14 protein-coding genes are annotated in these 13375 nt (G+C 73.1%); 3 read left to right on the forward strand and 11 right to left on the reverse strand.

What is annotated here, in order from left to right; genetic code table 11:
• Nucleotides 1-237: 237 nt before the first annotated feature.
• The gene (locus ACSDG8_RS10570; RefSeq protein WP_013284566.1) at nucleotides 238-432 is read right to left on the reverse strand and encodes a hypothetical protein; all 195 of its coding nucleotides are present in this window, start codon (nucleotides 430-432) and stop codon (nucleotides 238-240) included.
• Nucleotides 433-804: 372 nt separating this feature from the next.
• On the opposite strand from ACSDG8_RS10570, the gene ACSDG8_RS10575 reads away from it, so the two are divergent.
• Nucleotides 805-2028 (forward strand): CAP domain-containing protein, encoded by a 1224-nt coding sequence (locus ACSDG8_RS10575; protein ID WP_210893444.1) that lies wholly within the window; start codon nucleotides 805-807, stop codon nucleotides 2026-2028.
• A gap of 77 nt (nucleotides 2029-2105) precedes the next feature.
• Complete coding sequence (locus ACSDG8_RS10580) at nucleotides 2106-2975, forward strand: endo alpha-1,4 polygalactosaminidase (protein WP_210893446.1); 870 nt, start codon at nucleotides 2106-2108, stop codon at nucleotides 2973-2975.
• 295 nt (nucleotides 2976-3270) lie between these two features.
• Here ACSDG8_RS10580 and ACSDG8_RS10585 read toward each other — a convergent pair whose 3' ends face one another.
• The 9 genes from ACSDG8_RS10585 to rsmD form a co-directional block, all read right to left on the reverse strand.
• Nucleotides 3271-5496 (reverse strand): MMPL family transporter, encoded by a 2226-nt coding sequence (locus tag ACSDG8_RS10585; RefSeq protein ID WP_210893448.1) that lies wholly within the window; start codon nucleotides 5494-5496, stop codon nucleotides 3271-3273.
• 239 nt (nucleotides 5497-5735) lie between these two features.
• The gene (gene mutM / locus ACSDG8_RS10590) at nucleotides 5736-6593 is read right to left on the reverse strand and encodes a bifunctional DNA-formamidopyrimidine glycosylase/DNA-(apurinic or apyrimidinic site) lyase (protein ID WP_210893450.1); all 858 of its coding nucleotides are present in this window, start codon (nucleotides 6591-6593) and stop codon (nucleotides 5736-5738) included.
• Nucleotides 6586-7383, reverse strand: coding sequence for a ribonuclease III (rnc, locus tag ACSDG8_RS10595; RefSeq protein WP_210893452.1), 798 nt, complete (start codon nucleotides 7381-7383; stop codon nucleotides 6586-6588). Before rnc ends, mutM begins: the two co-directional genes overlap by 8 nt.
• A complete protein-coding gene (locus tag ACSDG8_RS10600; RefSeq protein ID WP_210893496.1) occupies nucleotides 7380-8339 on the reverse strand; it encodes a phosphate acyltransferase PlsX in 960 nt (319 codons plus the stop codon). Before ACSDG8_RS10600 ends, rnc begins: the two co-directional genes overlap by 4 nt.
• A 132-nt stretch (nucleotides 8340-8471) precedes the next feature.
• Nucleotides 8472-8645, reverse strand: a complete 174-nt coding sequence (gene rpmF / locus ACSDG8_RS10605) for a 50S ribosomal protein L32 (RefSeq protein WP_073830392.1) — start codon at nucleotides 8643-8645, stop codon at nucleotides 8472-8474.
• Nucleotides 8646-8650: 5 nt separating this feature from the next.
• Nucleotides 8651-9214 carry a YceD family protein gene (locus ACSDG8_RS10610; RefSeq protein ID WP_073830393.1) on the reverse strand — a complete coding sequence of 188 codons (564 nt, stop codon included), beginning with the start codon at nucleotides 9212-9214 and terminating at the stop codon, nucleotides 8651-8653.
• A 123-nt stretch (nucleotides 9215-9337) separates the two neighbouring features.
• Entirely contained in the window at nucleotides 9338-9835 is a 498-nt protein-coding gene (locus ACSDG8_RS10615) for a hypothetical protein (protein WP_018786307.1), read from the reverse strand.
• Between the two features lie 262 nt (nucleotides 9836-10097).
• Nucleotides 10098-10574 (reverse strand): pantetheine-phosphate adenylyltransferase, encoded by a 477-nt coding sequence (gene coaD / locus ACSDG8_RS10620; protein WP_210942831.1) that lies wholly within the window; start codon nucleotides 10572-10574, stop codon nucleotides 10098-10100.
• Complete coding sequence (rsmD, locus tag ACSDG8_RS10625) at nucleotides 10571-11134, reverse strand: 16S rRNA (guanine(966)-N(2))-methyltransferase RsmD (RefSeq protein WP_210900350.1); 564 nt, start codon at nucleotides 11132-11134, stop codon at nucleotides 10571-10573. The genes coaD and rsmD overlap by 4 nt, the downstream gene beginning before the upstream one ends.
• 250 nt (nucleotides 11135-11384) lie before the next feature.
• Between rsmD and ACSDG8_RS10630 the strand changes: the two genes are divergently transcribed.
• Entirely contained in the window at nucleotides 11385-12332 is a 948-nt protein-coding gene (locus ACSDG8_RS10630) for a cell wall anchor protein (RefSeq protein ID WP_210900352.1), read from the forward strand.
• 60 nt (nucleotides 12333-12392) lie between these two features.
• Here ACSDG8_RS10630 and ACSDG8_RS10635 read toward each other — a convergent pair whose 3' ends face one another.
• Nucleotides 12393-13328 (reverse strand): serine hydrolase domain-containing protein, encoded by a 936-nt coding sequence (locus ACSDG8_RS10635; protein ID WP_210942830.1) that lies wholly within the window; start codon nucleotides 13326-13328, stop codon nucleotides 12393-12395.
• Between the last annotated feature and the right edge of the window lie 47 nt (nucleotides 13329-13375).

The following is a 13375-nucleotide window of genomic DNA, read 5'->3' on the forward strand; positions in this document are numbered from 1 at the left end:
CGCGACGTCGCCGCGACGCGACCCACCCGACGCCCGCGGTGTCCGTTTTTCGCCCGGCCGTCGCGGAGGGAACGGAAATGCATGATCACAATTACCGGGCGCAATTCCGGACGGTTTCGCAAGATCGAGAATTACGGCGGGAACCACGAAAAGGGGTACGCACATGGCTGCGCGCCGGCACTTGAGTGTCGGCGCGCTTTTCGGTGTGGTGCGATTCAGTTTTCCGGCGACTGGAGATCAGGTCAGCGCGGGCTCGGCCAGACGGAGGAGGTCGTCGGCCTCCGCCGCTGCCGCCGCGAGCCGATCGTTGTCGGCACGCAGACGCGTGATCTCGAACTCCAGTGCCTGAACCCTGGCACGCAGACGGGTGACCTCGTCGAGCAGGCGCCGGTCGGGCGCTGCACTTACGTGGCCGTAGAGGGCCTTCGCCATGCTGAACTCCTTGATGTGCGCTGCCGGAAAGGCCGGCCAACGCGCGCCCATGATGTTCGCGGCTACCATTCCCACTGCATCGGGGCATGGCTGGGCGCGACTGGCGACACCACTATATTGAGCCGAAACCCCTCCTTCGTCAAGTTGACCAAGGCCGTAGATCATCTCCACGTCGGCCGGGCCACTCGCCGGGGGGCTGCCACAAGGCGCGGACACGCTCTGTCCGGACGCCTTTACTGTACGCCGGAAATGTGTGAACGCCTCACCCCCGGCGGTTGCTTCGCCTTAACTCTTTCTTAGCCACGTTGCCGCAGCTCCGAGCGCGCCCGTAGCGTCACCCCGGCCCGTAACCAACCCGTGGAGGGGACAGGCGTGTACCGCTGGAACGACCCGATCGACCCGGAGGGTGCCGCCCGGCGTCCCGAGCAGCCGACCGACGAGGGTCCGGCGTGGCTCACCGACCGGCCCGAACCGCGGTCGTCGTACCTCTTCGGAAACGGAGCGCAGCAGCCGCCCGCCGGCTACGGCCCCACCGGGCACGGCGCCGAGCCGGCCGGCTCCTACCCGCCGCCCCGCGACCGGTGGAACGGCGAGGAGCAGCCCGCCGCCTGGCACGGCCACGAGCAGCCCGCCGATGCCTGGTACGGCCAGGGGCCGGCCAGGACCGGTCACGAGCAGCCCACGGCCGCCTGGCACGGCCAGGAGCCCGCGTGGCACGGCCAGGAACCCGCGTGGCACGGCCAGGAACCCGCGTGGACCGGCAACGAGCAGCCGGCCGGCGGCTGGGAGCAGCCCGCCGCGACCTGGCAGCCGGCCAGCGACATCCCGGCCGACGAGCCGCGACGCCGCAAGCGGCGCCTGTCCCGGCCGCTCGTGATCGGCGGGGCCGCCGCCGCGGCGACGCTCGTAGTGAGTCTCGGTGTGGGCGCGGTCCTGCTGCCCGGTGACGACCAGGGCACCAGGCGGACCTCCGCCGACGCCCCGGTGGCCGCCGCGCCGCAGACCCCCGAGGACGCCGGGGACACCCCGGCGGACGCGCTCGCTCCCGAGTCGGCCGGTCCGTCGGCCGTACCGACCAGCGTCGCGCCGAGCCCGTCGAAGAAGGCCACTCCGAAGCCGAGCCGCAGCACCGCGCCGTCACGGCAGCAGGAGCGCAGCAGCGCCCCGAGCGGCGGCAGCACCGGTGCCACCAAGGCCACCGCCACGACCGCGCTGAGCGCGGAACTTCAGAAGGTCGTCACGCTGGTGAACCAGGAGCGGGCGAAGGCCGGCTGCAAGGCGCTGACCGTGAACGCCAAGCTGAACCTGGCCGCCCAGCGGCACAGCCAGGACCAGGCCGACCACAAGAAGATGGACCACAACGGCAGCGACGGCAGCCAGCCTAAGGACCGGGTGGAGCGCGCCGGCTACAGCTGGAGCATGGTGGGCGAGAACGTCGCGTGGGGCTACCAGAGCGCGGCCGAGGTGATGGACGGCTGGATGAACTCCGAGGGGCACCGGAAGAACATCCTCAACTGCGGGTACACCCAGATCGGAATGGGTCTGGCGCGCAGCAACGGGCCGTACTGGACGCAGGTCTTCGGCACGCCGCGCTGACCGCGCGTCGTGACCGGCCCGGCGCTCGTTGACCCGTCGGGGGCGGCGTCGGGCCGCCCGCGTCCGGGGAGTCGTCGATGCGGATCCGGCCGGGGTGGGCAGTGCCGCGCGCCCGGCCGGCCCGCGTCCGCCGACGTGGCCCGCGCCGGGGCGTGGCGCTCGCGCTGACCGCGGTGCTGCTCGTCCCGGCGCCGGCCTGCCGGCGGCCGATCACGCCGCCCGGCGCGCCCACGCCGTGGCCGGTCGCGCAGGCCGACAGGTGGCGGTGGCAGTGGCAGCTCACCTCCCCGGTGGACGTCGCCGTCGACGCCGACGTCTTCCTCCTCGACCCGGTGGCGACCACCTCGACCGAGACCGCCGCGCTGCGCGAACAGGGCCGCCGGCTGGTCTGCCACGTCCGGGTCGGCACGTACGCCGCCGACGATCCGGACGCGACCCGCTTCCCGGTCGCCGTCCGCGGCGCTGCGGTGCCGGGGCGACCGGACAGCCGTTTCCTGGACGTACGGCGCTGGGATGCGCTCGCGCCGGTGCTGGCCGACCGGTTCCGGCTCTGCCGGGGCAAGGGCTTCGGCGCGGTGGCGCTGGCCGACGCCGACGGCTACCGGTACCGCTCCGGCTTTCCGCTGGGCTTCGACGACCAGTTGTTGTTCAACCGCCGGCTGGCCGGGCTGGCCCACAAGCTCGACCTCTCCCCCGGCCTGGTGGACGACGTGGCGCAGGTGGCCGCGCTGGCGCCCGACTTCGACTTCGCGGTCAACCAGGAGTGTGTACGCCGCCGCGAGTGCGCGAAGCTGCTGCCGTTCGTCGACGCCGGCAAGCCGGTCTTCCACGTCGAGTACACGGGTGAGCCGACGGACTTCTGCGTCACGTCGGTCGGCTACGGCTTCGCCTCGATCCGCAAGGATCGGCAGCTGGACGCCTGGCGGGAGCCCTGCGTGCTGCCGTAACGGGGCACGGCTCAGCCGGTGGGCGACCCCGCATGGGCCTCAATCCGCCGCCCGGCCATCCTCCGACAGCCAGGAGACTGCCGGCACTCTCCGTGACGGCACGGTCGGGGGGAGATGCGCCAAGAGCGATATGCCTGAGAGTCATAAGTATGGCTCTCAGGCATATCGCGCGAACGCAGTTGCCGTCTGGGCTGCCCGCACGAGCCGGAGCGGATGTCAAGCCGCTACGGCCCGGCGGTTGACGCCGGACCGAGCCCTGCCGGAGTCGGCCAGGGCTCGGTCCGATCCGGCCGGATCAGCGGGCGCCGACCAGCTCCGGAGCCGGGGCGGGCGGCGGCTCGACCGCCGGGGCGACGACCGTACGGCGGCGCATGAAGCGCGGCGCCCACCAGTTCGCGTCGCCCAGCAGCGTCATCACCGAGGGCAGCACGACCGCCCGGATGATCGTGGCGTCCAGCAGGATCGCCGCCGCCAGACCGATGCCGAGCTGCTTGAAGTCGATCATGCTGAGCGTGGCGAAGATGGAGAACACCGCCACCATCACCACCGCCGCGCTGGTCACCACCCCGGCCGAGGAGGTGATGCCGTGCGCCACCGCCTCCCGGTTGGGCATGCCCCGGTCGACCGCCTCACGGATCCGGCTGACCACGAAGACGTGGTAGTCCATGGACAGTCCGAAGAGGACCACGAACAGGAACAGCGGCAGCCAGGTGACGATCGCGTCCATCGAGGTGAAGCCGAGCAGCCCTTCCGCCCAGGTGCTCTGGAAGACCAGCACCAGCAGCCCGTACGCGGCGCCGGCGGAGAGCAGGTTCAGCATGATCGAGGTCAGCGCCACCACCACCGACCGGAACGTCCACGCCATCACCAGGAACGTCAGCGCCAGCACGAACGCGGCGACGATCGGCAGCTTCGCCCAGATGTGGGCGGCGTAGTCCTCGCTGGCGGCCACGCCTCCGCCGACCGCGTACTCCACGCCCGGGATGCCGCCGAGCGTGGCCGGGACGAGGTCCTCGCGCAGCTCGTGCAGCGACCGGGACGCCTCGTCGGAGCGGCTGGCGTGCGGCGTGGCGACCTCCAGCACCGACACCCGCCGGTCCGCCGACACCCGGATCTCCGGGCCGTCCGCCTCGGCCGGCGCGAAGAGCGGGTCCGTGGCGGTCCGGCCGGCCAGGTCGGTGAGCGCGGCCCGCACCCGGTCGGCCTGCTCGGCGGGCGCCCGCACGGCGACCGTGTGGCTGGTGCCGTTGCTGGGGAAGGCCGCGGTGAGCCGGTCGTGCGCCTGCATGGCCGCGGTGTTGCGCGGCACGTCCTCCGGGCCGGGGAACTTCAGCTTCATGCCGAGCGCGGGCGCGGCGAGCGCGAGCAGCAGCGCCACCGAGATCAGCAGCGTGGCCACCGGCGCGCGCAGCGCCGGCTTGAGCACCGCCGGCCAGAAGCGGGGCCGGGCCGGCTGCCCGTCGCGCCCGGTGCGCGGCGCGGTGAGACGCCACAGCAGCGGCACCCGGGGCCGGTCGACCCAGCGGCCCAGCTTCGCCAGCAGCGCCGGCAGCACCGTGAGCGAGCCGATCACGGCGACCGCCACCACCAGGATCGAGCCGACGGCCAGGGACGAGAAGATCGCGTCCTGGGCGAGCAGCAGACCGCCCATCGAGATGATCACAGCGGTGCCGGAGACCACCACGGCGTGCCCGGAGGTCTCCGCCGCGATCTCCACCGCGTCCAGGCCGGACCGGCCCTTGGCGCGTTCCTCCCGCTCCCGCCGCACGTAGAACAGCGAGTAGTCCACGCCGACCGCCATGCCGATCAGCAGGATGACGCTGGCGGTGGTGTCGGTGGCCGGCACCAGGTGCGAGGCGAGTGTGGAGAGTCCCATCGCGGCGGCCACCGAGGAGAGCGCCAGCAGCACCGGCACCCCGGCGGCGATCAGCGCGCCGAACGCGATGATCAGGATGGCCAGCGTCACCGGCAGGCTGAGCAGCTCGGCGCGCTTGAAGTCCTTGCCGAGCGTGTCGTCGAGCGCCTTGTCGATCGACGGGCCGCCGACCTGCTCCACCCGCAGCTGCGGATGCGCGTCCTGCACCTTCGCGGTGGTGTCCCGCAGCGGCTGCACCCGGTCCCCGGCGGTTCCCGGGTCGCCCGACATGGTGATCGGCACCAGCAGCGCGCTGCCGTCGCGCGACGGCATCGGCGTACCGATCGAGGCCACGCCGTCGACCTGCCGCAGCCGGTCGGCCGCGTCCTGGGCCGCGGCCTTCGCGGCCGTCTGGTCGAGCGTCCCCGAGCGGGCGGTGATCAGCACGTTCTCGGTCGCCGGCTGGTCGAACCCGCCACTGTCGACGATCAGCTGCGCCCGCCCGAACTCGCCGATCGCCTGGTCCTCGTCGGTCGCCTCGTTCAGCCCGGCGGCGCTGCCGCCGACGAAACACACAGCCACGAAGACCACCCACAACGCGATCGCGCGCCACGGATGCTCCGCACTCCACCGTGCCAGCCGCACGGTCACCGGTCGCCTGCCCATGTCCCGGGTTCCACCCTCCTGGTGCCGGCCCTGTGCCGACCCCAGATGACGCTAGGCAGCAGGCGGGGCCCCGACATCGGGGAACGGCCCCCGCTCGTCCCCGATCCCGCGGGCGCGGTCCGCGCGGCCGGAACGGGCCGCGCCGACCGGGCGCAAAAGGACATCTCCGGGTACGCTCCGGCGCGTCTCCGGGGACCGCCCGGCCATGCACACCGGCGCAACCCCGAACCGGCTCGGGGTCATCCCCGGAGGGTGCTCCGGGGCCGCGGCTGACACCGCGGGCAACTGTAGGAGGACCGGTTCATGAACGCCTCGCGCCGGATCGGCGCGCCGCAGCGCGGGCAGGGCTCACCCTCCCGGCCGTACGCGTTCAGCGACCTGTCGAAGTAGCCGCTCTCGCCGTTGACGTTCACGTACAGCTCGTCGAAGCTGGTGCCGCCCTGCTTGATCGCCTCGGCGAGCACGTCCCGCACGTGCCCGAGCAGCCGCAGCGCGGCCGGGCGGGTCAGCGCGTCGGTCGGACGGGCGCCGTGCAGCTTCGCCCGCCACAGTGCCTCGTCGGCGTAGATGTTGCCCACCCCGGAGATCAGTGTCTGGTCGAGCAGCGCGCGTTTGACCTCCGTACGCTTGCGGCGCAGCGCCGCCACGAACGCCTCGTCGGAGAACTCCGGGTCCATCGGGTCCCGTGCGATGTGGGCGATCTCGGTGGGCAGCTCCGCCCCGCCTTCGGAGACGGACAGCCCGCCGAACGTGCGCTGGTCCACGAAGCGCAGCTCCGGCCCGTCGTCGGCGAATCGGAACCGGACCCGCAGGTGCAGCTCGTCGGCCGCGCCGACCGGCTGCAACAGCAGCTGGCCGGACATACCGAGGTGGCCGATCACCGCGTCGCCGCTGTCCAGCGGCAGCCAGAGGTACTTGCCGCGGCGGCGAACGCCGGTGATCGTCCGACCGGCGAGCACGTCGGCGAAGTGCGCGCCGCCCGGCTCGTGCCGGCGTACCGCCCGGGGGTGACGCACCTCGACGGCGGCGATCCGCCGCCCGATCACCCACTGGGCCAGCCCCTGCCGGACGGTCTCGACCTCGGGCAGCTCAGGCACGGCCGGCGCCCGCCTCGACGTCCGCCGCCTCGTCCCGCGCCGCCGCCTCGTCCCGCGCTCCGGCCGCCGCCTCGGCCTCGGCCCGTTCGGTGATCATCCGCCAGGCCGACTCGGCGGCGCGCTGCTCGGCCTCCTTCTTGCTGCGCCCCTCCGCGCCGCCGTAGCGGTTGCCGGCGACCACCACCCAGGCGGTGAACGTCTTCAGGTGGTCCGGCCCGGTGCCCTCGATCCGGTACTCGGGCACGCCGAGCCCGAGCGCGGCGGTCAGCTCCTGGAGGCTGGTCTTCCAGTCCAGCGCCGCGCCCCGGCCCGCCGACTCGGCCATCAGCGGGTCGAAGAGCCGGTGGATCACGATGGCCGCGGTGTCCAGGCCGTACTGGAGGTAGATCGCCCCCAGCAGCGCCTCCAGCGTGTCGGCCAGGATGCTCGCCTTGTCCCGCCCGCCGGTGGCCTCCTCGCCCTTGCCCAGCAGCAGGTACGCGCCCAGCCCGTCCGGGCCCAGGCCACGCGCCACGTCGGCCAGCGCGCGCATGTTGACCACGCTCGCGCGCAGCTTCGCCAGCTGCCCCTCGGCCAGGTCGGGGTGGTTGTGGAACAGCGCGGTGGTGATCACCACGCCGAGAACCGAGTCGCCCAGGAACTCCAGCCGCTCGTTCGTGGGCAGGCCGCCGTTCTCGTACGCGTACGAGCGGTGGGTCAGCGCGCGTTCCAGCAGTTCCGGGTCGAGCGACACCCCGAAGGCCGCCTCCAGGTGGCCGACGGGAGCACGCCGCCGCTTGTCGTTGGTCATGGTGCTACCTCGGTGTCGTTTCGGTCAGGTGCGGATTCGTGCGGGATGTCGGCGAGCAGGGCGCGGACCGTCCCGGCGGCGTCGCGGCGCCAGAGGTGAGCGGCCAGGGCGATACCCGAGGCGACGTCCTCGGGGGCGGCCGCGCCGTGGCAGACCACCACGGTGCCGCCCACCCCGAGCAGGGCGGCGGCGCGGGGTGCGCCACCGTTCGGCGGGGGGCCGCCGGCCATCGCGTACGCGCCCTCGATGGCCTTCAGCAGGACGTTGCCGGTGAAGCCGTCGGTCACCACCACGTCGGCGCGGGCGCCGAGTGAGATGTCGTACCCCTCGACCAGGCCGACGTAGCGCGCGTCACAGGGCAGCGCGAGGGCGGCGAGCGCGGGATCGGCGTGCCGGCGCAGCCGGTCGCCCTTTCCGGTCTCGTGGCCGACGGAAAGCAGCCCGACGCGGGGCGCGGTGACGAAGTGCGCCACGGCCGCGTAGGCGGCGCCCAGGACGCCGTGCCGGGCCAGCGTGGCGGGACCGGATTCGAGCGTGCCGCCCACGTCCAGCAGCACCACCGGACCTTCGACGGCGGGCAGCGTGGCGACGAGCGCGGGCCGGCGTATCCCGGTCCAGCGGCCGAGGCCGAGCGCGGCGGCGGTGACTGTGGCGCCGGTCGAGCCGGCGGAGACCACGGCGTCGGCGAGACCGTCGCGGACGGCCTGCACGGCCGTGCGTACCGTGCTCTCGCCGCGCGCGGCGGTGGGATGGTCGGCCATGCCGACGGCGGCCCGCACCGGGCGGACCGTGACCCGGGTTCGCTGCGCCGGGTCGAGCGCACCGATCAGCTCGTCGGCCACCTCGATCGGGCCGACGAGCATCAGGTGCAGGGCGGGATCAGTGCGTACCGCTCGCAGAGCGCCGTCAACCACGACGGCGGGAGCATCGTCCCCGCCGAGGAGGTCGACGGCGATCCGCGCGGTGCCCGGCTCCGCAGGACCGCCGGCCGGGAGCCGGTCGGCGGTGGAGGGAGCCGGGGCACCGGGCGAGAGCCTTGGTGCGCGCGTCACCCGACCGGTGGTCGGGGACGTCACTCGGCGGCCGCGTCAGACCTCGAGGACCTGACGACCGTTGTAGGTGCCGCAGACGGAGCAGGCGGCGTGCGGCAGCTTGGCCGACTTGCACTGCGGGCAGGCCACGGTCGCCACCACCGAGGCCTTCCAGTTCGCCCGGCGGGCGCGGGTGTTGCTGCGCGACATCTTGCGCTTGGGGACGGCCACGGTTCTTACTCCTCTGTACGGGTCAGTTGCGTCAGGCTCGCCCAACGCGGGTCGACCTGCTGATGGCTGTGATCGGCCGGCAGATCGTCCCAGTGCACCCCGCAGTCGGGGCACAGCCCTGGGCAGTCCTCCCGGCAGAGCGGGTTGGTCGGCAGCGCCAGCACCACCGCGTCCCGCAACGCCGGCTCCAGGTCGATCAGATCGCCCTGCATCCGGCCCACCTCGTCCTCATCGGCCGTGTCGTCCGTGGTGCTGTTCTCGTACGCGTACAGCTCCTGGATCGTCACGGCCAACGAGTCGTCGATCTCGCGCAGGCAGCGCCCGCACTCGCCCTTGACGGGACCGGTGACGGTCCCGGAGACGAGCACGCCCTCGGACACCGACTCCAACCTCAGGTCGAGGTCGAGGTCCGCGCCCTCCGGCACGCCGATCAACTCCCCGCCGAGGTCCGCCGGTGCCGGCACGACCCGCTTGTGCGTACGCAACGCGCCAGGTCGGCGCGGCAGTTCCCTCGTGTCGAGGACCAGCGGCGACCTGGGGTCGAGTGTGCTTGGCGAGTGTTTGGGCATAGTCAGACTCCGGCCGATGAGAGGCCGACAAAGAAGGTTACCTGGCAGGCGGCGGTCCGTCGAACCGGGGGCGCACCTCCGGCTCGGCGGCAGCCGGCTGTCGGCGACCGGCCCGAGCGCCGCTCAGAAGGGTAACGGGCGGTCCGCCTCGTCCCCGGCGAAGGTGCCGATCTCGCGCAGCGCGTGCATCTTGTCCCGGCCGCGCTCTATCGAGGCGAGCGCCCGGGTGAGGAACTGCTCGAAGTTCGCCAGCGCGGTGTCGACGTAGTCGTCCACCTCCTCGCGGAGGCGCTGCGCCTCGGCCCGTGCCTCGGCGATGATCCGCGCGCCCTCGTGCTCGGCCGAGACGGTGATCTCGTTGACCGAAACCAGCCGGGCGTGTTCCGCCTCACCCTCGCTGATGATCCGGTCGGCCTCGCGCTTGCCGGCCTCCATGATCTTGTCCCGCTCCTCCAGCAGCGCGGCCGCCCGGCGCAGGTCGGCGGGAAGCTCCGCGCGCAACTCGTCGAGCGCGGCGATCATCTCGCCCCGGTCGACCATGCAGTTGTTGCGCGACATCGGGACGGAGCGGGCCTGCTCCACCATGGCGATCAGTTCGTCGATGCGATCGAGCGGGTCCACCGGTACCTCACTCCTGTCTTCGTCGGCCGCCCTCCATCATGCGGCCTGGCGCCCGGTCTCGGCGCTGCACACATCATGTCGCGCCCGAGCCACCGACGCCCCACCCGCCCCACCCGGCGCGTCGCCCCTCACCCGCCCCCACCCCCGCCCCCGCCCCCGCCCGGCGATCTTGCACTTACGGCCCGGCACTCGTCCCTTGCGGGAGGAATGTCCGGGCCGTAAGTGCAAGATCGCGGGACTGGGGGTGGGGGTGGGGGGTGGGTCAGGGGCGGAGGCGGGTGGTGAGCTGCTCTCGGACCAGGTCGGGGACGTGGGCGGAGATGTCGCCGCCCCACTTCGCCACGTCCTTGATCAGGCTGGACGAGATGAACGAGTAGAGCGGGTTGGTCGGCATGAACAGCGTCTCCACGCCGGCCAGGCCGATGTTCATCTGGGCCATCTGCAACTCGTAGTCGAAGTCGCTCACCGCGCGCAGGCCCTTGATCAGCACACTCGCCTGCTGCGCGCGGCAGAAGTCGACGAGCAGGCCGCGGAACGACTCCACCCGGACGTTGTCGTACGAGGCGGTCACCTCTTGGAGCATGGTGATCCGCTCCTCGACCGTGAACAGGCCCTGCTTCGACTGGTTGATCAGCACCCCGACGATCACCTCGTCGAACAGCCGGCTGGCCCGGCCGATGATGTCGAGGTGACCGTTGGTGACCGGGTCGAACGAGCCCGGGCAGACCGCACGTCTCATGATCGGCGACCGTACCAAAGAGTGGTCTCGCCGTAACGTCTGCTGCGCTCCGGAGTGACACCTTCCACCCACGTGACCGGTCCGGATCGGCTGGACCGCTCGACGATCACCAGCGCGTCCGGGGCGAGCCAGCCGCCGTCGACCAGTGCCGCCAGCATCGCGGTGATCTCGGCGTCCGGCACCGCGTACGGCGGATCGGCGAAGACCACGTCGTACGGCCCGTCGGCCGGACCGGCGGTCAGCACGGTGGCGACCTTGCCGGTGACCAGGCGCGCGGCGGGAGCGGCCCGCAGCGCGGCGATGTTCTCCCGGACGACCCGGGCGGCCCGCGCGTCGGACTCGACGAGCAGCACGTGCGCGGCGCCCCGGGACAGCGCCTCCAGGCCGACCGCGCCGGAACCGGCGTACAGGTCGGCGAAGCGGGCCCCGTCCAGGTCGAGATCGGCCTGCACGGCGCTGAACAGCGCCTCCCGGACCCGGTCCGAGGTGGGCCGCGTGCCCGCGCCGGGCGGCGCGGCGATCCGCCGCCCGCCGAGCGTGCCGGCCACGATCCGGGTCACCGTCGCTCCCTGCGCATGCCACGACGCTACGCGACGGGCTCGCCGGGGTGGATCGAGCACCCGGAGACGACGCCGGGTGACTCGACGTACATCAATGATCTCGAATCCATAACGGACCCTTTACGACCCGTCGATCTCGGTAACGCCCGCGCTGTCGATCTCGCTAGGGTCTGGCCCGATTGCCGAGCGGACGCGTGGCTTCGGTCCCTCCGCCCGGACTCTCCCATCCTCCCCCTCGTCAGGAGCAGGCGTGAATCGTCTCCACCTCCGGCGTGCCGCCGTCCTCACCGCCGGCACGCTGCTCGGCCTCGCGGGCGTCGCCACCGTCGCCGGCCCGGCCGCCGCCCACCACCCCGAGCCGTCCGGCAGCTACTGCGCCGCCGAGAACGGCACCGTCACCGTGACCTGGTCGGTGATCAGCAGCGAGACCGACATCTCCGGCCGCATCACCAAGGTCGAGTCCACGGTGCCCGGCGCGATCAGCGGCGGGCTGGCGGTCGGCGCGGAACTGAAGCCGGCCGGCCAGGGCCCGCTGACCGGCACCCAGACCCACACGTTCACCGGTGCGCTCCCGGAGCTGAAGCTGACCGTCGCCGCGCGCTGGGAGCGGGGCCGCAAGTCGCACGACGGCGAGCGCACGGTGGTGGCCCGTCCGGGTCGCGACTGCGCGACGCAGAGCCCGTCGCCGTCGCCCAGCACGCCGCCGAGCCCCACGCCCACGCCGAGCACGCCCGCCTCGCCGACCCCGACGCCGTCGGCGTCCCTCCCGCCGAGCCCGTCCACCCCGCCGACGCCGTCCGCCCCGCCGGCCGAGCCCGCTGAGCCGGTCTTCAAGCTGGACCAGGACTGCGACTCGATGACCTTCATCGTGGAGAACCCGGCCGACGGCATCGCCTTCACCGCCACGTTCACCACCGAGAAGGGCGAGAGCAGGAAGCTCGTCTCCGAACCGGGCAAGGCCGGCTCGGTCGAGTTCGAGGCGTACCGGGGCCTCACCGTCACCGTGAAGTACGACGTGGTCGAGGAGTCCGAGACCATCCCGTACACCGCGCCGCGGGACTGCTCCGGGCAGGGCGGTGGCCTGCCGGTGACCGGCCCGGCCGCGGGCGCCATCGCCGGTGGCGCGACGCTGCTGCTGGCCGCCGGCGCGGTGCTGTTCGTGGTGGCCCGTCGCCGCCGGATCCGCTTCACCGCCTGATCCACACACGAGGGCGCGCCGACCACCCGGTCGGCGCGCCCTCGCCGTGCGTACGGGCGGTCAGACCGCGTCGAGCACCGACGTGACCGCGACCGTGTCGATCTCGGCCTGGTTGGCCAGCAGGACGAGCCGCGCGTCGGAGTCGGGCAGCCAGCCGGCGAACGCCTTGAAGCCGCCGTTGTCCCCGGAGTGGTGCACCGCCCGGCGCCCGGCCAGCGGGCCGACGAAGAACCCGTAGCCGTACGCCTCGTCGGGGCGGCCGGTGGGCGCGTGCGGCGCGGTCATCGCCGCCACCGAGGCCGGGGCGAGCAGCCGGCCCCGGCGCGGTACGTCCAGCCAGGTGAGCAGGTCCGCCCCGGTGCACCAGACGTCACCCGCGCCCATGCTCACAGTCGCCATGTCCCAGGACTGCGCCGGGCGCCCGCCCTCGTGCCCGACCGCCACGTCCGGCCGCCCGTCCCCGGAACCGGCGAAGCTGCCGGTCATGCCCAGCGGCGCGAAGACCTCCTCGGCGAGGAACTCGGCGTACGGCCGGTCGGCCACCTGCTCGACGGTCCGGGCCAGCAGCACGTAGCCGGGGCTGCTGTAGTGCCATCCCGCCCCGGGCCGGAACAGCGGCGGCACCGCGGCGAACCGGTCGAGCAGTTCGTCCGGCTCGGCCGGCCCACGCAGGTCGATCGCCGGGTACTCCTCCCAGTGGCCGATGCCGGACGTGTGGGTGAGCAGATGGTGCAGCGTGATGCCGGACCACTGCGGCGGCGGCTTGCCGGGCAGCCGGCGCACGACCGGGTCGGACAAGCTCAACGCGCCCCGCTCGGCGAGCAGCAGCACCGCCACTGCGGCCATCTGCTTGCTGATCGAGGCGATCTGGAATCGCGTCGCCGGGGTGCAGCGTCGGCCGGACGCCTCGTCGGCGACTCCGGCGACCCGGTCCACCAGAAGCTCGTCACCTCGGACCAGAAGCAGCACACCGCGTTCGAGTGATGGTGTCGACATCTGCGCGAGCCTAGGCACGCGACGCGCGTGCCGCTGCCCCGCGACGG

Source organism: Micromonospora sp. LA-10 (genome assembly GCF_051853095.1).
GTDB lineage: Bacteria > Actinomycetota > Actinomycetes > Mycobacteriales > Micromonosporaceae > Micromonospora > Micromonospora echinospora_A.